Raw genomic sequence first — 19,966 nt, forward strand, 5'->3', positions numbered from 1 at the left:
GAGTGCATTCAGTTTCGGACGTTGCGGCCCTTAGCGTCAAAGATCAGGATGTCGTCGGCGGTGACGTCGAATCCGACGCTGTCGCCCCGGCCGAATGTCACGTCGCCAGCGATAACCGCCAGCCACTGTTCCTCACCCGGAAGGCGGAAATTGACTATGGTTTCGTTACCCAACCGTTCAACGATGTCCACGATGCCCCGGAGCGCTCCGTGCTCGGCTGGACGGAGGGCGTGAGGACGGATGCCCAGCGTAAGGCTTTCCCCCTGCCGGATGGCATGGCCCGTCACCTCTGCTGTAATCGTTTCCATGGCCCCGGACGCCATGATGAGCCGGTCGCCTTCGATTTCGGCGGCGGTGGCCGAAAGAAAGTTCATCCTTGGCGAACCGATGAAACCGGCGACGAAAAGGTTGGCGGGGTTCTTGTAGAGATCGATCGGGGAACCGGCCTGTTGTACCTCGCCACCGTTGAGCACGACAATCTTGTCGGCCAGCGTCATTGCTTCGACCTGATCGTGGGTAACGTAGATCATGGTCGCGCCTAGCTGCCCGTGGAGTTTTGACAGTTCCATGCGCATATCGACGCGCAAGGCGGCGTCCAGGTTCGACAACGGCTCATCGAAGAGGAAGACCTCGGGCTGCCGCACGATAGCGCGACCAATGGCGACGCGCTGGCGCTGGCCACCGGAAAGCTGGCTGGGCTTGCGGTCGAGCAAATGTTCCATCTGCAGGATACGCGCGGCGTCTCGAATTTTCTTGTCCCGTTCCTCCTTTGGCGCCCTGGCGAGTTTGAGCCCGAAGCCAACATTGTCGTAAACCGACATATGGGGATAGAGGGCATAAGACTGGAACACCATGGCAATGCCGCGGTCCCGAGGTTCGACATCGTTGCACAGCACGTCGCCGATATAGAGCTCACCGCCGGTGATCTCTTCAAGGCCGGCGATCATGCGCAGCAGGGTGGATTTTCCGCAGCCCGAGGGGCCGACGAAAACCACGAATTCGCCGTGCTTGATATCGAGATCGATGCCCTTGATGACTTCGACGAGGCCGTAGCTCTTGTGCAGGGATTTGAGCGAGAGATCCGCCATGATGGTGATATGTCTTTCTCGAGTTAGAGTATTTCGGCGTTTCTTTGAAGCGCTTTACTTGCTCCAGGGTTTTGTTGTTCGCGTTTCCCGACCGGACAAGTACCGCCGATTTATGCTGGAAGCACTCTAGAGCGTTTCACGTTTTGACGGAAGCATAGCCGGCGTTTGCGAAGTAGTTGCTGCATTCGCCGGGTTCGATGGTCGTGACGAGGTGGCCGAGTTGGCGCCATGTCTCCTCGATGGTCCGCTTCTGGGCGTGGCGCATCCAATGCTTGATCTTGGCGAAGGCCTGCTCGATTGATGTGATGGATGGCTCCTGCTCCCGGCGCCGCATTGCGCCATAGTTGGGGAAGTCATCATCCCATATAGAGGAGCCATCCATGTCCGAGCTTACCGTAGTTGGTGTCGACCTCGCAAAAAGTGTCTTCCAGATCCATGGTGTCGATGAGAATGGTCGAGTTCTCGTGCGCCGCCAGCTTCGCCGCAACCAATTGCTCGCGTTTTTCCAGAAGCGTCCACGCTGCCTGATCGGCATGGAGGCTTGCGCTGGTTCCCACGATTGGGGGCGCAGGCTGCAGGAGATGGGGCATGAGGTCGGGTTGATGCCGCCGTCTTATGTGAAGCCTTACGTCAAGCGCGGCAAGACGGATGCTGCGGATGCAGCCGCTATCTGTGAAGCCGTGACGCGTCCTTCCATGCGGTTTGTCGCCATCAAGAGCGAAGCCTGTTCGTCGGTTCTGGTTGTTCACCGCACGCGGGACTTTCTGGTTCGCCAGCGCACCCAGATCGGCAACGCGATCCGGGCGCATATGACGGAGTTCGGCATAATTGCCGCAAAGGGCGCGCAGAATGTTGATCGATTGAAGGAGCATCTGGATCGGTTGCCGGAAGCGGCCCGAACACCTGTAAGCTTGCTTTTCGATCAACTGGCCGAGACGGACAAACGTATCGAGCAGTTGACGGACGAGATCGCGGAGACCCACGCGCATGACGAGACGAGCCAGCGTCTGGCTACGATCCCCGGTGTGGGAATGCTGACGGCGACGATCATTGCGGCAACGACGCCGGATGTCGATAATTTCGACTGCGCCAGGGACTATGCCGCCTGGCTCGGCCTCACCCCCAAACCGCACTCCACCGGCGGCAAGCAGAGGGTGGGCCGGATATCGAAGATGGGCAATCGATACATTCGACGATTGTTGTATCTGGGTGCCATGGCGCAGATCATGCTCAGATGCAGGCTCAAGCGCGAGCCGGGATCGGACTGGCTATCGTCCATGCTGATGCGGAAGAAGACGAAGCTCGTCGCCATCGCCCTTGCGCATCGCATGGCGAGAACAATCTTCGCCGTCCTGCGCGACGGCACACGTTACCAGCCGCAGGCCGCTGCCGCCTGAGGGGCTCAACGAATGGTCAGGGCAAAGTGAGGTGATGGCGAACAAACGGAGACGAAGAACCGGGACACCCCGATCAATCCGAAGCGCCTCGAGCGCGCTCGATTGAGTGGGACCTGTTCTCCAGGCGGATATTCATCAGGGCGCGCAACGATCCCGTTGCACATTCAGACGCCGTATACATGGCCGCAACCGACCTGTTTGCCAAACCCGATCCAAAACCCTTGACCCGCAGGAGCCATCCATACACGGGTTGAGGTCGGGCGAATAGGGCGGCAGATACCAGAGCCTGGCGCCGGCTGCCCGGATCATCTGTTTGATGGCGGCCGATTTGTGGGAGCCGAGATTGTCCATGACGACGATGTCGCCGGGTTCGAGCACGGCCAAGAGCTGCTGCTCGACATAGGCGCGGAAGCACTGGCCGTTGATCGGTCCGTCGAAGACGCACGGCGCAACGAGCCGGTCATAGCGCAGCGCGCCGACGAAAGTCAGCGTGCGCCAGTGGCCGTGCGGGGCCAAGCCGCGCAGGCGCTTGCCCTTGGCTCCCCAGCCGTAGAGCGGCGCCATGTTGGTCTTGATCCAGGTCTCGTCGATAAAGACCAGCTTGCGCGGGTCGAGGCTGGTCTGAAAGGACCGCCAGCGCTGCCGCCTGCGGGCGATGTCGGCGCGGGCCTGCTCAAGGGCGAACAATGTTTTTTTTGAACCGGAGCCCCTCGCGGCGCAGGAACTGCCACACTGCATTGTGCGACACCTTCACCCCGCGCGCCGCCAGCTCGTCCTTTAGGCCATGCAACGTCAGATGCGATGTCTGGTTGATACGTTCGACGATGAACGCCCGGTGCGGCTCCAGCAGCCGCTTGCGGTGGCCGCCCATCTGGCCCGGCGCGACCGAGCCCGTCGCCCGATAGCGCTGCGACCACTTCACCGCTGACGAAACCGCGACGCCAAACCGCGCCGCCACCGACCGGCAGCTTTCGCCAGCCTCGATTGCCGCCACAACACGCTTACGAAGATCATTGGAAAGAGGTGCTGTCATCAGATGCTGGCCTCCTCTCCAGCCAGCATCTTGAATCACAAAAATCAACCGACGGGAATCCCATCCGATTCAGACAAAGGATGAACGGCTCTAGAGCCGAGAATTTGGTTGAATCAAATCCTCGGCTCTAAACCTTTGTTTAGTCGCGTGTCCGAACCGCAAAACCGTTTCCATCCCCGATCGGGTCGAGGACATGCTTTTGCTGGACACGCTCTAGCCCTTGACCGCGCCGGCGGTCATGCCCGCCACGATCTGACGGTTGAAGAACAGGAACACGATCAGCGGTGGGATTGTGACGAGCAGAATGTTCATGAACAACAGATTGTAGGACGTGTTGAACTGGCTTTGGAAATTGTAGAGCGTCAGTTGCACGGTGACGTTGTCATTGCCTGGCAGGTAATAGAGCGGGTTGACGAAATCATTGAAGATAGCAACCGACTGCACGACGATCACCGTAATGGTTACCGGCCTGAGCAGGGGCAATATGACCCTGAAAAAGACATCCATGGGCCGAGCGCCGTCGATGATGGCTGCTTCATCGAGTTCGCGCGGGATCGTGGCGATGAAGGCACGGTACAAGATTATGCAGAAAGAGAGGTTGTAGGCCACCTCGATCAGGATCATGCCGTGCAGGGTCGCGAACAGGTTGATCTCTTGCAACAGCCATATGGTGGGCACGACGGCCGGAGGTATCATCAGCCCCGCCAGGACGAGAAAGTCTACCAGCCCATTCCACCAGGCCCTGCGACGCTGGCGAACGTAGCCGACCATTGCCGCCAGAATCACCAGCAGCGTGACCGCTCCGACCGTCAGGATGGTCGAGTTGATATAGGCCGTGACGAGCATGAAGTCGCGTGTCGAAATCACCGTCCAGAAATTTTCCCAGATGGGAAAACTGGTCGGCAGGGTAAAATTCAGGCGTGCGGACTCGGCGCGATCTTTGATGGCGGTAAGGACGATAAAGAGGAACGGGACGACAAAAATGACAGCCGTCAGGGCAATGGCCAAGGTCGTTTGTCCGTAACGGCGCAACGCATTCATTCGTGTCCCTCCTTGCGGTTCAGAAAGAGGTAGAGAGGCACTGCCATAGTGGCGATCAGCACGAACAGCACGACGTTTCCAGCGGTGGAGAGGCCGTAAAAGCCTGCCTGATACTGCTTGTAAATCACCGATGCGAGGACGTCCGACGCAAAGCCCGGCCCGCCACGAGTCATTGCCCAGACGAGTTCAAAATTGCGCAGCCCGTGAATGAACGAGAGAATAACCACGGTAACCGTAGCGGGCCGGCAGAGCGGCAATGTGATGTATCGAAAACGGTCCCAACCAGTGGCACCATCAATGCGGGCGGCCTCATAATAATCGGTCGGGATCGACATGATGCCGGCAATATAGATGACCGCCGCCAGTCCCACTCCGCGCCAGACCTCGACAAAGGCCACCGAATAGATGGCGAGAGCTGGATTGGTCAGCCAGCCAGGGCCGTCGATGCCGATAAGTTCGAGCGCCACGTTTATGATACCCCGTGTTGGGTGCATCATGGCGGTAAAGGCAATGCCGACGCCCACCGCGCTGACCAGCACGGGGAAGAACACCACGGAGCGCAACAGGGCCCTGAACCTGATGTCGGAGGTCAAAAGGACCGCAAGTCCCAGCCCAAACACCACTTTAAGGGTGCAAGTTACTACGGCAAAAATCAGCGTGTTGACCACGCCCTGGACGAGAAACGGTTCGCGGAAGAACTGGACGAAATTGTCGAGCCCGATGAACGTCGAATTGAACAGAGTCCACCGCGTCAGGCTGAAATAGAGCGACGAGAACGTGGGCACCAGAAACAGCACGCCGTATATTATAGCGGCGGGCAGAAAGAACCAGCCCGGATAGGGGCTGGCGCGTCGTCGCGACCTTTGCGATGTCGCCGGCGCGGCTGCAGCAAATGCGATTGATGTGCTCAAGCCTGCTCTCCCCTCGGATTTTGGTGGCGGCCCCGGTCATCGCCTACCGGGACCACCTTTGCTGGCAAGGGAGGCTTACCAGCCTTCGAGACCGAGCTGTTGCGCCTGTCGGGCAACATCCTGATCGTAGAGAGCGGCCGCCTCGGCCGCCGAGCGAATGCCCGAACCCACCTCGACGGTCAGTTGCTCAAGTGTAGGGCCTTTGACCGGGGAGAGAAACTCCAGCGCAGGTGCGGAGCCGTCCTCCTGCTGGAAATAGGGCAGCATGTCAGCAACCGCCGGCACGACGTCATCGGGGAGCTCGCAACCTTCGATCAGGTAGGGGCCGGTCGCACCAACGGCCTCGGTGATCGCATCGCAGCCCTCGACACTGGCCACGAAGTCAAGGAACGCCAGTGCTTGTTCCTGGTGGTCGGTCGATTGAGGAATGTAAAGGCCAGCCGGCATCCAAGTGGTCAAACCGTTGCTGTCTGCGCTTTCACCCGGCTGGGCAAAAAAGCCGACATCCTCCACGCCGTCGGGATAGGTCGCCTCGATGGCCGCGATCGCGAAAGTCAACATCGGGTAATGCGCACCTTCGCCGTTGACGAGCATGCGCAGGCCGTCGTCATAGGTGGCCGCGCCGAAGTCCTCGTTGAGATAACCGGCTTCATGGACTTCTGCGAGATGCTGGAAGCCTTTGAGAGCAATCGGGCTATCGGCGTATTTGACCTGGTTGGCCGTGTACCGATCGGCCCAGTCCGGTTCTTCGGCCAGAACGTTGTAAAAATCTGCCAAGACAAAGAGCTGGCTGGTCCAGGTATCGCGATAGGTCTGGATGACGGGCACATATCCCGCTTCCGCTATGGTGGCATTGTTGGCCATGAATTCTTCCCAGGTCTGGGGAATTTCAAGTCCCAGTTCCTCATAGATGGAGCGATTGTAGAGGATACCGCCGCCCATCGCAGTCTGGGTTGGAACGCCATAGACTTCCCCATCGACGGTAACAGCCGCCTCAAAAGAGTCGAGCACACGGTCCAGGAAAGGCTGGCCGGTAAGCGGGACCATGGTCTGGCCGGGCGCGAGGGCCTGCACGAGCGAACCGGAATTATAAAGGAAGATGTCGTTCATCTGTCCAGTCGCAAGGCGGGTCTTTACGATATTGTCGCCCTCGCCGCCGCCCGGCCGCGTTTCGATCTCGATATCGATGTTGGGATTTTGCTCTTCAAACCTGGCAACCAGGTTCTCCATGAAGGCCACAGTATCAGCACTGTTGTCGATAAGGAGCGAGAGTTCGACGACGTCTTGGGCAGGAGCAGCGGCAATGCCCAGCCCCAGAACAATGGCGCTCGAGCAACCGAGCAGGGATAGTCGTTTCGCATGGGTCATAAGTATCCTCCCTTAACTCCCCGCGAGCGTGATGCTCCGGGTCCTTGCGAATGAAAGCCGGGCTATGGTGTCTTAGATGTCGCCTCGGCAAATCCTTGCAGTCCTGGGCGCATGGCGCCCAATGTGAACGTGATTGCGTGTGAGCCGGGTGCCAGATCGAGACCGTCCGCGGACGGCACGGGCTGACCGTCGACCATGATCTTGGTGTAGTCCTCTGCGAGTTTGAGGATGCCGGCGCTGTCAGGCGGCACATCGAGCATGTAGGTCACTGTCTGCCCGTCAATCTGCCAGGCGACACGCACCGGACCACTGGGCGTTTCGAGGGCGGCCCGGACCGACCCGAGTTCGGGTAGGATTGTTGGCTCGAAAACAATCGTTCTAAAACCCGGCCTGTCGGGGTCGGGCTTTATGCCGGCGGCAGACTCGAACAGCCATTGGCAAACGGCGCCATAGGCATAGTGATTGTAAGAGTTCATCTGAGGATCGAATATCGTGCCGTCAGCCTGAATGGCGTCCCAGCGCTCCCAGATGGTGGTTGCGCCATTCTTGACCTGATAGAGCCAGCCGGGCACTTCCTCCTGCAAAAACACCTGTTGGGCCAGCCCGGTTTCTCCGAGCTTGATCAGCGCCGGAAGGAGAGCCGGTGTTCCGATAAAGCCCGTTCCGATCCGCCCTTCCGCGCGAGCGATCGCGTTGCGAAAGTATCGGCGCGCGCCCTCGATCTTGTCGTGCGGGATCAGATCGTGGAGCACGGCCAGCGCGTATGAGGTCTGGTCGTCGTAAACAAGACGACCCGATGGGGTGATAAATTCCCTGGCAAAGGCGGCTTTCACCTCGAGAGCAATCTTGTGCATGCGCGCGGCGACTTCATTGTCACCCAAAAGCCGGGCGATACGCCCGACAAGATTCGCGGTGATATAGAGATAGATGGTTGCCGCCGCCTCGTCGCCAATGGTTGGCAACGGCTTGGCGCTCGGCCCCTTGGGCTGGAGCCAATCCCCGAACGTGAAACCGCGCTGGCCCCATTGGCGCGGCGGGGAAACGAGCGGGCCGTCGCTGATCGACCAGACGAAATCGACCCACTTGACCATGGACGGCAGCGCTTCTTGCAAAATATCGCGGTCGCCATAGTGGAGATACAGCGTCCAGGGCACGATCGCGATGGCGTCTCCCCAGCCGGTCGAGCCAAAAAAGCCGGGGAATTTTTCCGGATGCAAGCGGGTGGGATCGGGCACGACATGAGGGACGGCACCGTCCTCGCGCTGGTCCGCAATGACATCACGCACCCATTTGCGCAGGAAGTGGTGACTGTCGTGAAGATAGCACGCCGTTCCGGCAAAGACCTGAGCGTCGCCTGTCCAGCCCAACCGCTCATCGCGCTGCGGGCAATCGGTGGGTACCTCGATAAAGTTCGCTCGTTGGGACCAGACGGTATTTTCCACCAGCCGGTTGACGAGAGAACTGCCACTCGAAAAATAACCGGTACGCCGGTGCACCGAGGTAATGGGAATCGAACGGATGTCCAGAACTTTGGCATTTCCTTCGATGGTTACGCGGGCATACCGAAAGCCCTGGAACGTAAAAAGCGGCCTGTAGCTCTCCCGCCCTTCTCCCTTAAGAATGTATTCGATGCTGGCGTCGGCGGTGCGAAAATTGGCGTTCTCGAAGTTCCGATGCGCATCGAGAATTTCCGAATGTTGAACAACGATGCGCGCGCCCGCATCGCCCTGCACCTCAATGGCGACATACCCCGCCGAATTCTGTCCAAAATCATACAGCGTCCGGCCCTGCCGGTCTTTCCAGGATTCGAGTACGGGCAACGGTGCGAGTTCGCGCACCGGGTCTGCCTCATGGGCCACCAGGGTTGAGAAGTCGAACTCAACGATTTCGACGCCAGCGGTTTCTTCGATAGCCTCGCGCCGAGCGTCGTAAACCTCGCCGAAATAGATGCCCGTCTTAAGAACGGGCAGAGGGCCGCTGGTCCAGCCGGCCCCTGTTGCGACAATGAGATCGCCCTGCCCTCTCGGTGCGCTGCGCAGTTCGGCCAGCGCGGCTATGGTGCTACCCCAGCAGTTGAAGATGGGATTTTCTCCCCACATGATCTGTGAGCGGTGCCACCCGTCGGCGAGCCAGATTTCGATGGTATTTTCGCCCGCCACCAAAAGATCGGCGACTGCATAGGTCTGGTAGGAAAGACGGATGTCGTAACTGGTCCAGCCGGGGGTCAGAAGATCTTCGCCGACGCGCTTACCGTTGATGAAACAGCGATATAGCCCGTGGGCAGTGATGCGGAGAGTCTCCTGCCCGCCAACGGTCTCAAGGGAAAAGCGCTTGCGCACGAAACTTGCCGGCGTTCCAACGCCCTGATCGGCCAGGGGACGAACCATCATCGCCTGCCAGGACTGGTCCTGCACCCTGCCGGTCGCTTTTGCGAGTGCGTAATTCAAGATCGTCCTCCCACTGCTCCGGAGCTTGATCCACTCCAAGGCGAATTGGAGGGACACTCCATGCTCCGGCCACCTTGTATGGCAACAAGCCTGGCGCTTGTGTATCGTTCTACGTGCATCGTTCTACATTTTTTGCCGCTTGGCAATGGCCTTTCTTGCCGAGGGGTGCGATAAGCGCATGAATGGCATCGGCGAACCCTGCAAGGAAAGGCTCGGGGACTTACCCATGAGCGATACGGCGCGACCACCCTTACGAAAGGCCCGAACGGCACCGACGCGCGCCACGATCCGCACGGTGGCCGAAGACGCGGGCGTCTCGGTTTCGGCCGTCTCGAAAGTGCTGCGAAATGCCTATGGCGTGAGCGACGCTCTACGATCGAAAGTGAACGCCTCGATCGATAAGCTCAATTACCGGCCCAGCGCCTCGGCGCGCGGCATGCGCGGGCGCAGCTATACGCTAGGCGTGCTGCTGTCGGATATTCGCAACCCGTTCTTTTCGGAAATCATGGCCGGGATAAACGAGGCGTTGTCGCAAACGCCCTATCAACCGCTGCTGGGCGTCTCGGATTCGGCAGTGGGCCTGGAACTGGCCCTTGTCGAATCCATGGTCGACCGGCAGATGGACGGGCTGATCTTCGTCGCGCCCCGCATGGCGCTGACCGACATCGACGCCGCGGCCTCGCGTACGCCCACTGCGGTGATCGGCATTCACAGTCCCGGCGACACGCTATTCGATACGATCAACGGCAATGACGAACTGGGTGCCGAGCAAGCCATCGACTATCTGGTGGGCCAGGGACGTCAACGCATTGTGCACATAAGTCTCGATCTCTCGCCGGAAGAGGATAGTTCGGTCACCGCCCACCGCGAGATCGGATATCACCGGGCCATGGAACGCCACGGTCTGTCCGCTTTTGCCAAGGTCTATTATGCCGAGCACAGTCCGTTGGCGCGGGACGTGGCGCGACGGATACTAGAAGCGTCCGACCGGCCAGAGGCGATCTTTTGCTGGACCGATGCGTGCGCGTTTGAAGTGATAAGCGCCGCGCTGGAGTTGGGCCTGTCCATTCCTGGGGATGTCGCTGTGTTCGGCTATGACAATTCTCCTCTGTGCGATCTTGCGCAGAATAATCTTACAAGCGTCGACCAGTCTGGCCGCCAGTTGGGAATGGAAGCAGCACGATTGGTCATGGAGCGGATAGAAGGGCGACAGGAAGCCCGCCATGTGCGGCTCGAAACGAAAGTGATTGCCCGCCAGTCGACCGGCTAGGCGTAAGCTTTCAGCAGGCAGGTTGTCCATTCGAACCGGAAAAGTGATACTCTGTCCTTGAGGCTCTCTAAGCCAGTTCAAACATCTTGATGAGTTCGACCTGTACGGGCGAGCTGTCGGGATTGGCCTGCATGATATCGCCCATCATGGACCACCAGCGCCCCATGATTTCCGCGTCTGCCAGCCGCTCCATGGTGTGGTTATCGGCCCGCACCAGCGTAGCGAACAGGTGATCGGTCTCGGGGTCGAGCCAGATCGTATAATCAGAGATGCCGCTTGATTTAAGTAGATCGACCAGTTCGGGCCAGATGGCATCGTGCCGGCGCCTGTATTGTTCGGTCTGGCCCGGATTGAGGTTCATGCGAAAAGCGATGCGTTCGGCCATATCGCCCTCCCTAAACAATCCCGCCGCTGCCACCGGCACTTGCAGGCCGGATGGCGGCAACGGCGTTGCGGTAGCCTGACTGTCGATAGGCTGCGATCGGGTCAATGGCGGCGCCCTTGTTCCTGCGGGCCATGGCGAGGATGGGCTCAACATCGATGCGGAACGCACTCTTGAGCGTCTGGCTGGCCATCAGCGCGTCATTGGTTTCCTGATGGTGCGTCAGGGCATTCCGGTCAACGAGCAGGGCCTGGGCATAGGCGCGTTGGACTTCCATGGCTGATTGCATCAGACTCTCGATAGGGTCGGTGACATTGTGGCTCTGGTCGAGCATATGTGCCGGGTTGAACCCTTGCAGGCCACGTTGTTCAGCGTCGACCAGTTCGTTAAAGACCAGGAACAGCCGATAGGGATCGATCGAGCCGGTGTCGAGGTCGTCGTCGCCATATTTGGAATCGTTGAAATGGAAGCCGCCGAGCTTTCCGAACTGGATTAGCCGCGCCACGATCATCTCGATGTTCACATTGGGGGCGTGGTGACCAAGATCGACAAGGCAGAAAGCCTGCTCGCCCAGCTCCCGGGCTATCATGTAGTTGGTGCCCCAATCCTGCACGACCGTCGAATAGAAGGCCGGCTCGTACATCTTGTGTTCGGTAAAGATGCGCCAGTCGGACGGCAGGGCTTTGACCACGTCCTGCATTGACGCCAGATAGCGTTCGAACTGGGCGGTGAAACTGGCCTGGCCGGGGAAATTCGAGCCATCGCCGACCCAGACGGTCAGCGCCTTCGAACCAAGGGCCTTGCCGATTTCGATGCACTCGATGTTGTGATCGATGGCCTGCCGGCGGGTCGCCGCGTCGGTGTGGCTGAGCGAGCCGAACTTGTAGGAATGGGCCTGGCCCGGCGCGTCGGAAAAAGTGTTCGAGTTCATGGCGTCGAACCCCAGCCCCACCTCGTCGCCCTTGGCTTTAAGGGTTTTGGGGTCTGCCTTGTCCCAGGGGATATGCAGCGAAACAGTGGGGGTTGCGCCGGTCAATTGATGGATGATGCCGCAGTCTTGAAGCTTGTCGAAGATATCGCGCGGCTCGCCGGGGCCGGGAAAGCGGGCAAAGCGCGTGCCGCCGGTGCCGACGCCCCAGGAGGGCACGGCAACGCCGTAGGCTGCGACCTTTTCGGTGATCTTTTCGATATTGATACCACGACGATCGAGCTGCTCACCCAATGCGGCGTAGTCGGCTTCAAGCGCGCTGTCGCGCTTGGCGTTGGTCTGCCCGATCACATCTGTCGAGATTTTGCTCATGCCAGCCCCTTCCCTCAGCGCGTGAAGCTTTGCGCGTTGCCCGCATCGACGTTGATGATGTTGCCCGTCGATTTTGCCGACATGTCGGACGCCAGGAAATACACGGCTTCGGCGATGTCCTCGGGAAACACGGAGCGCTTGAGCATCGAGCGCTGACGATAATGTTCCTCGAGCTCGTCGGTATCCATCTTATAGGCGGCGGCGCGCTGTTCTTTCCACTCGCCAGTCCAGATCTTGGAACCGCGCAGGACGGCATCGGGGTTGACCACATTGACGCGGATCTGTTCGCTCGCGCCTTCGAGTGCCAGACAGCGTGCGAGATGGATCTCGGCGGCCTTTGCGGTGCAATAGGCGGAGGCGTTGGGCGACGCGGCCAAGCCGTTCTTTGAGGCAATAAAGACGAGGTTGCCGCCGACCTTCTGCGCGCGGAACAGCTTGAACGCCTCGCGACTGACAAGGAAATATCCGGTCGAGAGGATATCCATATTCTTGTTCCAGAGCTCGAGGGTGGTTTGCTCGATCGGCGCCGAGGAGGCCAGCCCGGCGTTGGACACCAGAATGTCGATGCCGCCGAAATCGATGACGCCACTTGCGAACCCATCGTTCACGGCGCTTTCGCTGGTGACATTCATTTCGATGGTGCGCACGACATCGTTGGAAAACGTAGCAGAGAGCTCGTCCCTTGCCGCCTTGAGCCCGCCGGCGTCGATATCGGCCAGGAGCACACAGGCACCCTCCCGTAGCAGGCGCACCGCTGTTGCCTTCCCGATACCGCCCGCGCCGCCGGTGACGAGTGCCACTTGGCCGGCCAGCGACTTGGGCTGGGGCATACGCTGGAGTTTGGCTTCTTCGAGGAGCCAGTATTCGATATCGAAGGCCTCCTGCTCGGACAGACCCTGATAGGTCGAGACCGAGGATGCGCCACGCATCACGTTAATGGCGTTGACGTAAAATTCGGCGGAAATCCGGGCCGTCGCCTTGTCCTTGGCGAAGGTGAACATTCCGACGCCGGGCATCAGATAGACCACCGCATTGGGATCGCGCATGGCGGGAGAATTGTCGCGCTTACACCGCTCGTAATAGGCGGCGTAGGCCGCGCGATAATCCTCAATCTGATTTGCCAGATTATCAATCACTGCGTCCGCATCGGGATTGGCGGGATCGAAGGCGATCACCAGAGGCCTGATCTTGGTGCGCAGGAAGTGATCGGGGCAGGATGTGCCCAGTGCGGCAAGGGGTTCGAGATCGCTGGAATTGACGAATTGAAGCACGGCGTCGCTATCGTCAAAATGGCCAACCTTGCGGCTGTCAGCCGAAATCATACCGCGAATACGTGGCATGAGGCGCGCGGCTATGGCGCGGCGCTGGTCGGCTGGCAAGGCCACGGCCCTTTCGCCCCCGAAAGCGGCGGTTCCGGCGGTTTTGGTATCAAGCCAGTCCATGGCCTTGTTGATGGTGGCGATTGTGGTTTCATAGCACTCTTTGGGGGTGTCGCCCCACGTGAACAGGCCGTGGCTTTCCAGGATGACGCCGCTTGCGCCGGGATTTTCAAAGCAGAATTTTTCCAGCCAGAGGCCAAGTTCGTAGCCCGGACGTTTCCAGGGCAGCCAGCCGATGCTATCGCCGAAAATCTCCCGTGTCAGAGCCTTGGAATCCTTTGCGGCTGCGATGGCGATAATCGCGTCGGGGTGCATGTGATCGACAAAGGGTTTGGGCACGTAAGCGTGCAGTGGGGTATCGATCGACGCGGCGCGAGGGTTGAGATTGAAGGTGGTGTGCGGGAGATAGCCCACCATCTCGTCTTCGAACTCGACACCCCGATAGACCGATTTCAGGGCACGGAGCTTGTCCATATAGAGCGTGGAAAAGCCATCGAGCTTAATGGTCCCCACGTCGCCACCGGAGCCCTTGACCCAGAGCACTTCGACCTTTTCACCTGTCAGGGGGTCGGTTTCGAGAATCTTCGAAGATGTGTTTCCGCCACCATAATTGGTGACCCGCTTGTCCGCGCCGAGGAGATTGGAGCGGTAAACGAGCCGCTCGGCCTCGGTCAATGCAGTCGCTTTGGCGTCGTCCCACAGGTTGGCGATGCGCGCGGGCGCTGATGGCGTGCTCATGGATTCCTCCCGAATATGCTGGGCGCATTTTTGCGCAATAACCACACGTGCAGCAATCAAAGTCAATCACTAACGGTCACATACCTCCAATATTGACCAATATTGACACTTATTGATTGACAATGACCGTTTTTGATGGTGGCATACTGGTAGGAGGAGATGGTCCGTGCACGAACGTGAACGCCACAAGGTTATTCTGTCCGCGGTCCAGGCGCGACCGGTAGCGACCGTTTCCGATCTGGTCGATCTTACCGAAACGTCCGAAGCCACGATCCGCAGGGACATTGCCGCGCTGCATGTCCAGGGCAAGCTGCGCCGGGTGCGCGGCGGCGCCGAGGCAATCAACCCACCGACCCAATCGGGGCTGGTGGGCCGGCCGTTCAGCGTCAATGAATCGATGAACATTCCGCTCAAGCGGGCCATCGCCAAGGCGGCGGTCGATCTGTGCTCGGACGGGGATTCGATCATCATCAATGGCGGGACCACCACCTATCAGATGGTGTTTCACCTGATCGCCCGGCGGCTGCAGGTCTTTACCAATTCCTTTCCAATCGCTGGCCACCTGCTGACCCATTCCAAGAACAGCGTGGTGGTGCCCGGCGGAACTATATATCGTGACCAGAACATCATCCTTTCGCCCTTTGAAAGCGATGTGACCCGGCATTTTTATGCGCGCCGGATGTTCATGGGCGCTCAAGGGCTGGGGCGGCACGGGCTGACCGAGGCCGACCCCCTGCTTATCCATGCGGAAATGAAATTGCTGGGACAGACGGACGAACTTGTCGTTCTTGCCGACTCCACGAAATTCCGCCAGCGCTCGAGCCTCATTCTGTGTCCGCTCGAACGCATCTCAACAATCATCACGGACCGCGGCATTCGCGACGAGGATCGTCAAATGCTCGAGGATCACGGCATCACACTTATCATCGCCGATGCCGGTGAGCGGTCGAACACGGAGGAAGCTTCGTCGGTCGCCTAGCGACCGGTGTCGTAAACGACCAAAGCTCCAGGGAGGACTTCATGAGCTTGATCAAAACCTTACTGACAACCACCGTCATAGCCGCATCCATGATGGCAGCGACGGCACCGGCCCAGGCCCAGACCCGCATTGCGGTGCTGGTCAAATCCCTCGGCAACGGCTTTTTCGAGGCTGCAGCACGCGGCGCCGAAGAAGCGGCGGAGGAAATCGGCGATGTCGAAATCATCTATACCGGCCCGACCGAACCAACAGCCGAGGCCCAGATCGAAGTGATCAACACGCTGATTGCACAGCAGGTCGATGCCTGTACCCCGTCAGCACCGATGGCACAGATTTGATCTTGTGATGTAAGGAGGGTTTTGGTCTCGTCGGAGTGACGAAGGAACGACGATGAGATCAAAACCCTCGAAAGCCAAGAAGCCCGCCGAACAGGTGGTCAAGGATATCCGCCGCGCGACACGGCGGCACTTTTCTGCAGAAGACAAGATCCGCATTGTGCTCGATGGCCTGCGTGGAGAGGACAGCATTGCCGAGCTGTGCCGCAAGGAAGGCATTGCCCAGAGCCTCTATTACACCTGGTCCAAGGAATTCATGGAAGCGGGAAAGCGTCGGCTTGCTGGCGATACAGCCCGTGCTGCCACCACCGACGAGGTCAAGGAACTGCGCCGCCAGGCCGGAGCGCTCAAGGAGTGTGTTGCCGATCTGACGCTGGAAAACCGTCTGCTCAAAAAAAGCATGATCGCGGATGGGGACGACGACGCATGAGGTATCCAGCATCCGAAAAGCTCGAGATCATCAGGCTGGTCGAGCAATCCCATCTGCCAGCAACACGCACGCTCGATAATCTGGGCATCGCGCGCCGGACCTTTTATCGCTGGTATGACCGCTACCTCAATGGTGGGCCCGAGGCGCTGGAGGACCGGCCATCGGCGCCCAGCCGGGTGTGGAACCGGATCCCGACCGCCATCCATGATCAGATCATCGAGATGGCGCTGGAACAGTCCGAACTGAGCCCCAGGGAACTGGCGGTTCGGTTCACCGACGATAAGGGCTACTTCGTGTCTGAAGCCAGCGTTTACCGGCTTTTGAAGGCCCACGACCTGATTACCAGCCCGGCCTATGTCGTGATCAAGGCTGCCGATGCCTTCCACACCAAGACCACCCGGCCCAACGAGATGTGGCAGACCGATTTTACCTACTTCAAGATCCTCAGCTGGGGCTGGATGTATCTCTCCACCGTGCTCGACGATTATTCCCGCTACATCATCGCCTGGAAGTTGTGCTCAACGATGCGGGCACAGGATGTCACCGACACTTTGGACCTGGCACTGGCAGCTTCAGGGTGCGATCGGGCCCATGTCCACCATAAGCCTCGGCTGCTCAGCGATAACGGCCCGAGTTACATCGCCGGGGAACTGGCCAACTACATCCAGGCCAACCGGATGAGCCATGTGCGCGGTGCACCCTGTCATCCTCAGACCCAGGGCAAGATCGAGCGCTGGCACCAGACACTCAAGAACCGGGTGCTACTGGAAAACTACTTTCTGCCGGGGGATCTCGAGGCCCAAATCGCTGCTTTCATCGAGCATTACAACCACCAGCGTTACCACGAGAGCCTCGACAACGTGACCCCGGCCGACGCCTACTTCGGCAGGGCACAAACCATCATCAAACAGAGAGAAAGGATCAAACGACAGACCATCGAGCATCGGCGCTTGCAACACCGCAATCTCGCCGCATAAAATCAACCCACAGACGAGGCCAACGCTCCTCTATTCAACGCAACAAATTGCGCCAAATCATCTGACGACAGACACGCTGGGCCGCTCGTTTTATGCGGTGGGCGTCAACCCGACAGCGTCGGTCTATACCGGCATCGATGTAGGCCGCAGCCGATTTTTTGCCTTTGTCATATCAGGCATGGTTGCTGGCCTGGCCGGGTATCTGTGGGTGGCGCGATATGCTGTCGCCTATACCGATATCGCCGGCGGGTTCGAACTTGAGGTGGTTGCGGCCTGCGTGATCGGGGGTATATCGATTGCCGGCGGCATCGGCACCGTGGCCGGGGCGGTGATTGGGGCACTGTTTTTGGGCGTGGTCAAGAACGCGCTGCCGGTGATCGGGGTTTCCCCGTTCGCCCAGATGGCCATTTCAGGCGCCGTCATCATCATTGCCGTGATCTTCAACGCCCGGGCTGAAGCCAAGAAAGGGCGGATTATCCTGCGCAAAGCCGAGGCCCACTCATGAGCACCTCCGCCCCCTCTCCCCGTGCCATTCCCAACCGGCTCGACAGCCCGCTTCTGAGTGCGCTTAAAAGCTGGGAATTTCTCTTGCTGCTCGTTGCCGTGGCCATCTTTATCTTCAACAGCTTTGCAACGCCCTACTTCCTTTCGCCCTGGAGCCTTTCAGACGCCACATTCAACTTCACCGAGCGCGGCATCATCGCGCTCGCCATGGCCATGGTGATTATTTCGGGAGAGATCGACCTTTCCGTTGCCGGCATTCTGGCCCTTGCGTCGACAGCGATGGGCGCTGCGGCCCAGATCGGCGCAGGCGTCCCCGAACTGGTGGTGGTCGGACTTGGCGTGGGCGTTTTTTGCGGCATGTTCAATGGCATATTGGTGGCCGGGCTGAAGCTGCCCTCGATCGTGGTCACCATCGGCACGATGAGCCTGTTCCGCGGCATCGCCTATATCGTTCTGGGCGATCAGGCCTATACCGGCTATCCGGCGGGCTTTTCGTTTTTCGGACAAGGCTATGTCTATTGGGTCATTTCGTTCGAAATCGTCCTGTTCCTGATCATGGCCGTTGTCTTCTATGTGCTGCTGCACCGCACCAGTTTCGGGCGGTCTGTCTATGCCATCGGCAACAATGGCCTGGCCGCTCGATTCTCTGGAATCCGCGTGCAGCGAGTCAAATTCATCCTTTTCATGCTCACTGGCGCGATGGCCGGACTTGCCGCGATCCTTCTGACATCGCGGCTGGGATCGACGCGTCCATCAATCGCTTTTGCGTGGGAGCTCGAAGTGGTGACCATAGCGGTGCTTGGCGGCATCTCGATCCTTGGCGGAGCGGGCACCATTTTGGGCGTGGTGATTGCGGGGTTCGTGATGGGGTTGGTGACGTTCGGACTGGGGCTGCTCAACGTTCCCGGGATTGTCATGTCGATCTTTACCGGGGCCATGCTGATCATCGTCATCGCGATGCCCATCGTTATAAGGCGCGTCCGCAACAGGCTTACCCATCCATGAGCCATGTCGGCGTCATCGATATCGGCAAGACCAATGCCAAGTTTGCCGTTGTTGACACCGAAACGCTGCTGGAGACTGCTGTCCGCACGCGTCCCAATACCGTCATCGATGGCCCGCCCTATCCACATTTCGATATCGAAGGGATATGGAATTTTCTCAAATCGTCGATGGCCGAGGTCAATGCCCACTACCGATTGAGTGCTCTTGCAATCACCACGCACGGCGCGACGGCGGCGCTGGTCGATGAAGAGGGCGATCTGGTGTTGCCGGTTCTCGATTATGAGCATGACGGGCCGGACGGCGACCGAGGCGATTACGATCTTATCGCGCCGCCATTTGCCAAAACGCTTACCCCCAAACTGCCGGCCGGACTCAATCTGGGGGCGCAGCTTTTCTATCTGCAACGCCATTGGCCGAAGGCCGTTGCACGCACCCGCGCCATCCTGACCTACCCACAATACTGGGCTCATCGCCTGACGGGCGCGGCCGCATCGGAGTTGACCTCACTGGGCTGCCACACGGGTCTGTGGGACTTTGAGCGACGCGATTTTTCCTCGCTGGTCGATGCCATGGGCATCCGCGACAAATTCCCGCCGCTTCGATCGGCATTTGATGTGTTGGGCACCGTTAAACCTGACCTTGCAGAAGAACTGGGGCTCGGGATTGGCGTGCAGGTCTATTGCGGCATTCACGATTCCAATGCTTCGCTGCTGCCTCATGTGTTAACGACCCAACCGCCTTTCGCCGTCGTCTCCACGGGCACCTGGGTTATCGTCTGCGCACCGGGTGGGGCGTTAGATGGGCTCGATGAAACGCGCGACTGCCTAGCCAATATAGATGCCCTGGGCCGGACAGTCCCGTCGGCCCGGTTCATGGGCGGGCGGGAATTTTCGCTGCTGATGGGAAGCGAAATCTGCGAAATCGAGGATAGGGTGACCGACCGGATACTGCGCGAGCGGATCATGTTGCTCCCGTCCATCCAGACCGGTTCGGGGCCGTTTCCACAAAACAGTGCGCGCTGGAGCCTGCCCCCTGATGAGCTCGATGCCACCACACGTCATTGTGTCGTATCGTTCTATCTTGCTCTGATGACGGCGGAATGCCTCGTCCTGGCCGGTGCCGGAGGGCGCGTAATCGTCGAGGGTCCGTTTGGGCGCAATCGAATCTTTCTCGATATGCTGGGCGCGGCGACCGGTCGTCCGGTGATCGCCAACTCCGGCAACGCGACTGGAACCAGCCTCGGCGCCGCTCTTCTGACGCTAGGATCGCATGCGCGGCCACGTCTCGACCATGCAGCCTTGCCCCCGGCCACAAATGCGAGCGAGATGAGGCTTTATGCTAGACGCTGGCGGCAGGCGGTCGACCGGCAGCCTGATTAAGGC

Annotated in this window: 14 protein-coding genes and 4 pseudogenes; 8 read left to right on the forward strand and 10 right to left on the reverse strand. The window is 59.4% G+C overall.

Annotation, left to right across the window (positions count from 1 at the left end):
* Nucleotides 1–8 precede the first annotated feature (8 nt).
* Nucleotides 9–1,088, reverse strand: a complete 1,080-nt coding sequence (locus ACP148_RS12350; protein WP_421952913.1) for an ABC transporter ATP-binding protein — start codon at nt 1,086–1,088, stop codon at nt 9–11.
* 136 nt (nt 1,089–1,224) lie between these two features.
* Nucleotides 1,225–1,401, reverse strand: a pseudogene (locus tag ACP148_RS12355) (IS630 family transposase); the annotation flags it as partial.
* A 67-nt stretch (nt 1,402–1,468) separates the two neighbouring features.
* Here ACP148_RS12355 and ACP148_RS12360 point away from each other — a divergent pair.
* The gene (locus ACP148_RS12360) at nt 1,469–2,485 is read left to right on the forward strand and encodes an IS110 family transposase (protein WP_421952914.1); all 1,017 of its coding nucleotides are present in this window, start codon (nt 1,469–1,471) and stop codon (nt 2,483–2,485) included.
* 246 nt (nt 2,486–2,731) lie between these two features.
* On the opposite strand, the pseudogene ACP148_RS12365 reads toward ACP148_RS12360, so the two are convergent.
* The 5 genes and pseudogenes from ACP148_RS12365 to ACP148_RS12385 all read right to left on the reverse strand — a co-directional run.
* A pseudogene (locus ACP148_RS12365) lies at nt 2,732–3,518 on the reverse strand (IS630 family transposase); the annotation flags it as partial.
* Nucleotides 3,519–3,731: 213 nt separating this feature from the next.
* Nucleotides 3,732–4,559 carry a carbohydrate ABC transporter permease gene (locus ACP148_RS12370; protein ID WP_421952915.1) on the reverse strand — a complete coding sequence of 276 codons (828 nt, stop codon included), beginning with the start codon at nt 4,557–4,559 and terminating at the stop codon, nt 3,732–3,734.
* Nucleotides 4,556–5,470: a carbohydrate ABC transporter permease gene (locus ACP148_RS12375; protein ID WP_421952916.1), complete on the reverse strand. Its 915-nt coding sequence runs from the start codon at nt 5,468–5,470 to the stop codon at nt 4,556–4,558. The genes ACP148_RS12370 and ACP148_RS12375 overlap by 4 nt, the downstream gene beginning before the upstream one ends.
* A gap of 75 nt (nt 5,471–5,545) precedes the next feature.
* Nucleotides 5,546–6,838, reverse strand: a complete 1,293-nt coding sequence (locus ACP148_RS12380) for an ABC transporter substrate-binding protein (RefSeq protein ID WP_421952917.1) — start codon at nt 6,836–6,838, stop codon at nt 5,546–5,548.
* Between the two features lie 62 nt (nt 6,839–6,900).
* A complete protein-coding gene (locus tag ACP148_RS12385; protein WP_425033515.1) occupies nt 6,901–9,285 on the reverse strand; it encodes a family 78 glycoside hydrolase catalytic domain in 2,385 nt (794 codons plus the stop codon).
* Between the two features lie 226 nt (nt 9,286–9,511).
* On the opposite strand from ACP148_RS12385, the gene ACP148_RS12390 reads away from it, so the two are divergent.
* Nucleotides 9,512–10,555, forward strand: a complete 1,044-nt coding sequence (locus ACP148_RS12390) for a LacI family DNA-binding transcriptional regulator (protein ID WP_421952919.1) — start codon at nt 9,512–9,514, stop codon at nt 10,553–10,555.
* Nucleotides 10,556–10,622: 67 nt separating this feature from the next.
* Here ACP148_RS12390 and rhaM read toward each other — a convergent pair whose 3' ends face one another.
* Genes rhaM through ACP148_RS12405 form a run of 3 tightly spaced genes read right to left on the reverse strand, consistent with a single transcriptional unit; the run spans nt 10,623 to nt 14,354 of the window.
* Nucleotides 10,623–10,940 carry an L-rhamnose mutarotase gene (rhaM, locus tag ACP148_RS12395; RefSeq protein ID WP_421952920.1) on the reverse strand — a complete coding sequence of 106 codons (318 nt, stop codon included), beginning with the start codon at nt 10,938–10,940 and terminating at the stop codon, nt 10,623–10,625.
* A gap of 10 nt (nt 10,941–10,950) precedes the next feature.
* Nucleotides 10,951–12,237: an L-rhamnose catabolism isomerase gene (gene rhaI / locus ACP148_RS12400; RefSeq protein ID WP_421952921.1), complete on the reverse strand. Its 1,287-nt coding sequence runs from the start codon at nt 12,235–12,237 to the stop codon at nt 10,951–10,953.
* Nucleotides 12,238–12,251: 14 nt separating this feature from the next.
* Nucleotides 12,252–14,354 carry a bifunctional rhamnulose-1-phosphate aldolase/short-chain dehydrogenase gene (locus ACP148_RS12405; RefSeq protein ID WP_421952922.1) on the reverse strand — a complete coding sequence of 701 codons (2,103 nt, stop codon included), beginning with the start codon at nt 14,352–14,354 and terminating at the stop codon, nt 12,252–12,254.
* A 166-nt stretch (nt 14,355–14,520) separates the two neighbouring features.
* On the opposite strand from ACP148_RS12405, the gene ACP148_RS12410 reads away from it, so the two are divergent.
* The 6 genes and pseudogenes from ACP148_RS12410 to ACP148_RS12435 all read left to right on the forward strand — a co-directional run bounded on the left by ACP148_RS12410 (nt 14,521) and on the right by ACP148_RS12435 (nt 19,963).
* On the forward strand, nt 14,521–15,333 hold the full coding sequence (locus tag ACP148_RS12410) for a DeoR/GlpR family DNA-binding transcription regulator (RefSeq protein WP_421952923.1): 813 nt from the start codon (nt 14,521–14,523) through the stop codon (nt 15,331–15,333).
* 41 nt (nt 15,334–15,374) lie between these two features.
* A pseudogene (locus tag ACP148_RS12415) lies at nt 15,375–15,653 on the forward strand (substrate-binding domain-containing protein); the annotation flags it as partial.
* A gap of 70 nt (nt 15,654–15,723) precedes the next feature.
* A protein-coding gene (locus ACP148_RS12420) for an IS3 family transposase (RefSeq protein ID WP_421949987.1) occupies nt 15,724–17,075 on the forward strand; the annotation gives its coding sequence in 2 pieces (ribosomal slippage) (nt 15,724–16,060 and nt 16,060–17,075; 1,353 coding nt in all).
* Between the two features lie 76 nt (nt 17,076–17,151).
* A pseudogene (locus ACP148_RS12425) lies at nt 17,152–17,580 on the forward strand (ABC transporter permease); the annotation flags it as partial.
* Nucleotides 17,577–18,584 carry an ABC transporter permease gene (locus tag ACP148_RS12430; RefSeq protein WP_421952924.1) on the forward strand — a complete coding sequence of 336 codons (1,008 nt, stop codon included), beginning with the start codon at nt 17,577–17,579 and terminating at the stop codon, nt 18,582–18,584. The pseudogene ACP148_RS12425 and the gene ACP148_RS12430, both read left to right, overlap by 4 nt.
* On the forward strand, nt 18,581–19,963 hold the full coding sequence (locus ACP148_RS12435; RefSeq protein WP_421952925.1) for an FGGY-family carbohydrate kinase: 1,383 nt from the start codon (nt 18,581–18,583) through the stop codon (nt 19,961–19,963). The genes ACP148_RS12430 and ACP148_RS12435 overlap by 4 nt, the downstream gene beginning before the upstream one ends.
* Nucleotides 19,964–19,966 lie beyond the last annotated feature (3 nt).

It is taken from the genome of Pelagibacterium sp., from assembly GCF_965249125.1.
Classification (GTDB): Bacteria; Pseudomonadota; Alphaproteobacteria; order Rhizobiales; family Devosiaceae; genus Pelagibacterium.

What these genes read in the sequence shown, in the direction of transcription:
- ACP148_RS12350 (WP_421952913.1), bottom strand. Translation starts at nt 1,088, where the DNA reads ATGGCGGATCTCTCGCTCAAATCCCTGCACAAGAGCTACGGCCTCGTC.
- ACP148_RS12360 (WP_421952914.1), top strand. Translation starts at nt 1,469, where the DNA reads ATGTCCGAGCTTACCGTAGTTGGTGTCGACCTCGCAAAAAGTGTCTTC.
- ACP148_RS12370 (WP_421952915.1), bottom strand. Translation starts at nt 4,559, where the DNA reads ATGAATGCGTTGCGCCGTTACGGACAAACGACCTTGGCCATTGCCCTG.
- ACP148_RS12380 (WP_421952917.1), bottom strand. Translation starts at nt 6,838, where the DNA reads ATGACCCATGCGAAACGACTATCCCTGCTCGGTTGCTCGAGCGCCATT.
- ACP148_RS12390 (WP_421952919.1), top strand. Translation starts at nt 9,512, where the DNA reads ATGAGCGATACGGCGCGACCACCCTTACGAAAGGCCCGAACGGCACCG.
- rhaM (WP_421952920.1), bottom strand. Translation starts at nt 10,940, where the DNA reads ATGGCCGAACGCATCGCTTTTCGCATGAACCTCAATCCGGGCCAGACC.
- rhaI (WP_421952921.1), bottom strand. Translation starts at nt 12,237, where the DNA reads ATGAGCAAAATCTCGACAGATGTGATCGGGCAGACCAACGCCAAGCGC.
- ACP148_RS12405 (WP_421952922.1), bottom strand. Translation starts at nt 14,354, where the DNA reads ATGAGCACGCCATCAGCGCCCGCGCGCATCGCCAACCTGTGGGACGAC.
- ACP148_RS12430 (WP_421952924.1), top strand. Translation starts at nt 17,577, where the DNA reads ATGAGCACCTCCGCCCCCTCTCCCCGTGCCATTCCCAACCGGCTCGAC.
- ACP148_RS12435 (WP_421952925.1), top strand. Translation starts at nt 18,581, where the DNA reads ATGAGCCATGTCGGCGTCATCGATATCGGCAAGACCAATGCCAAGTTT.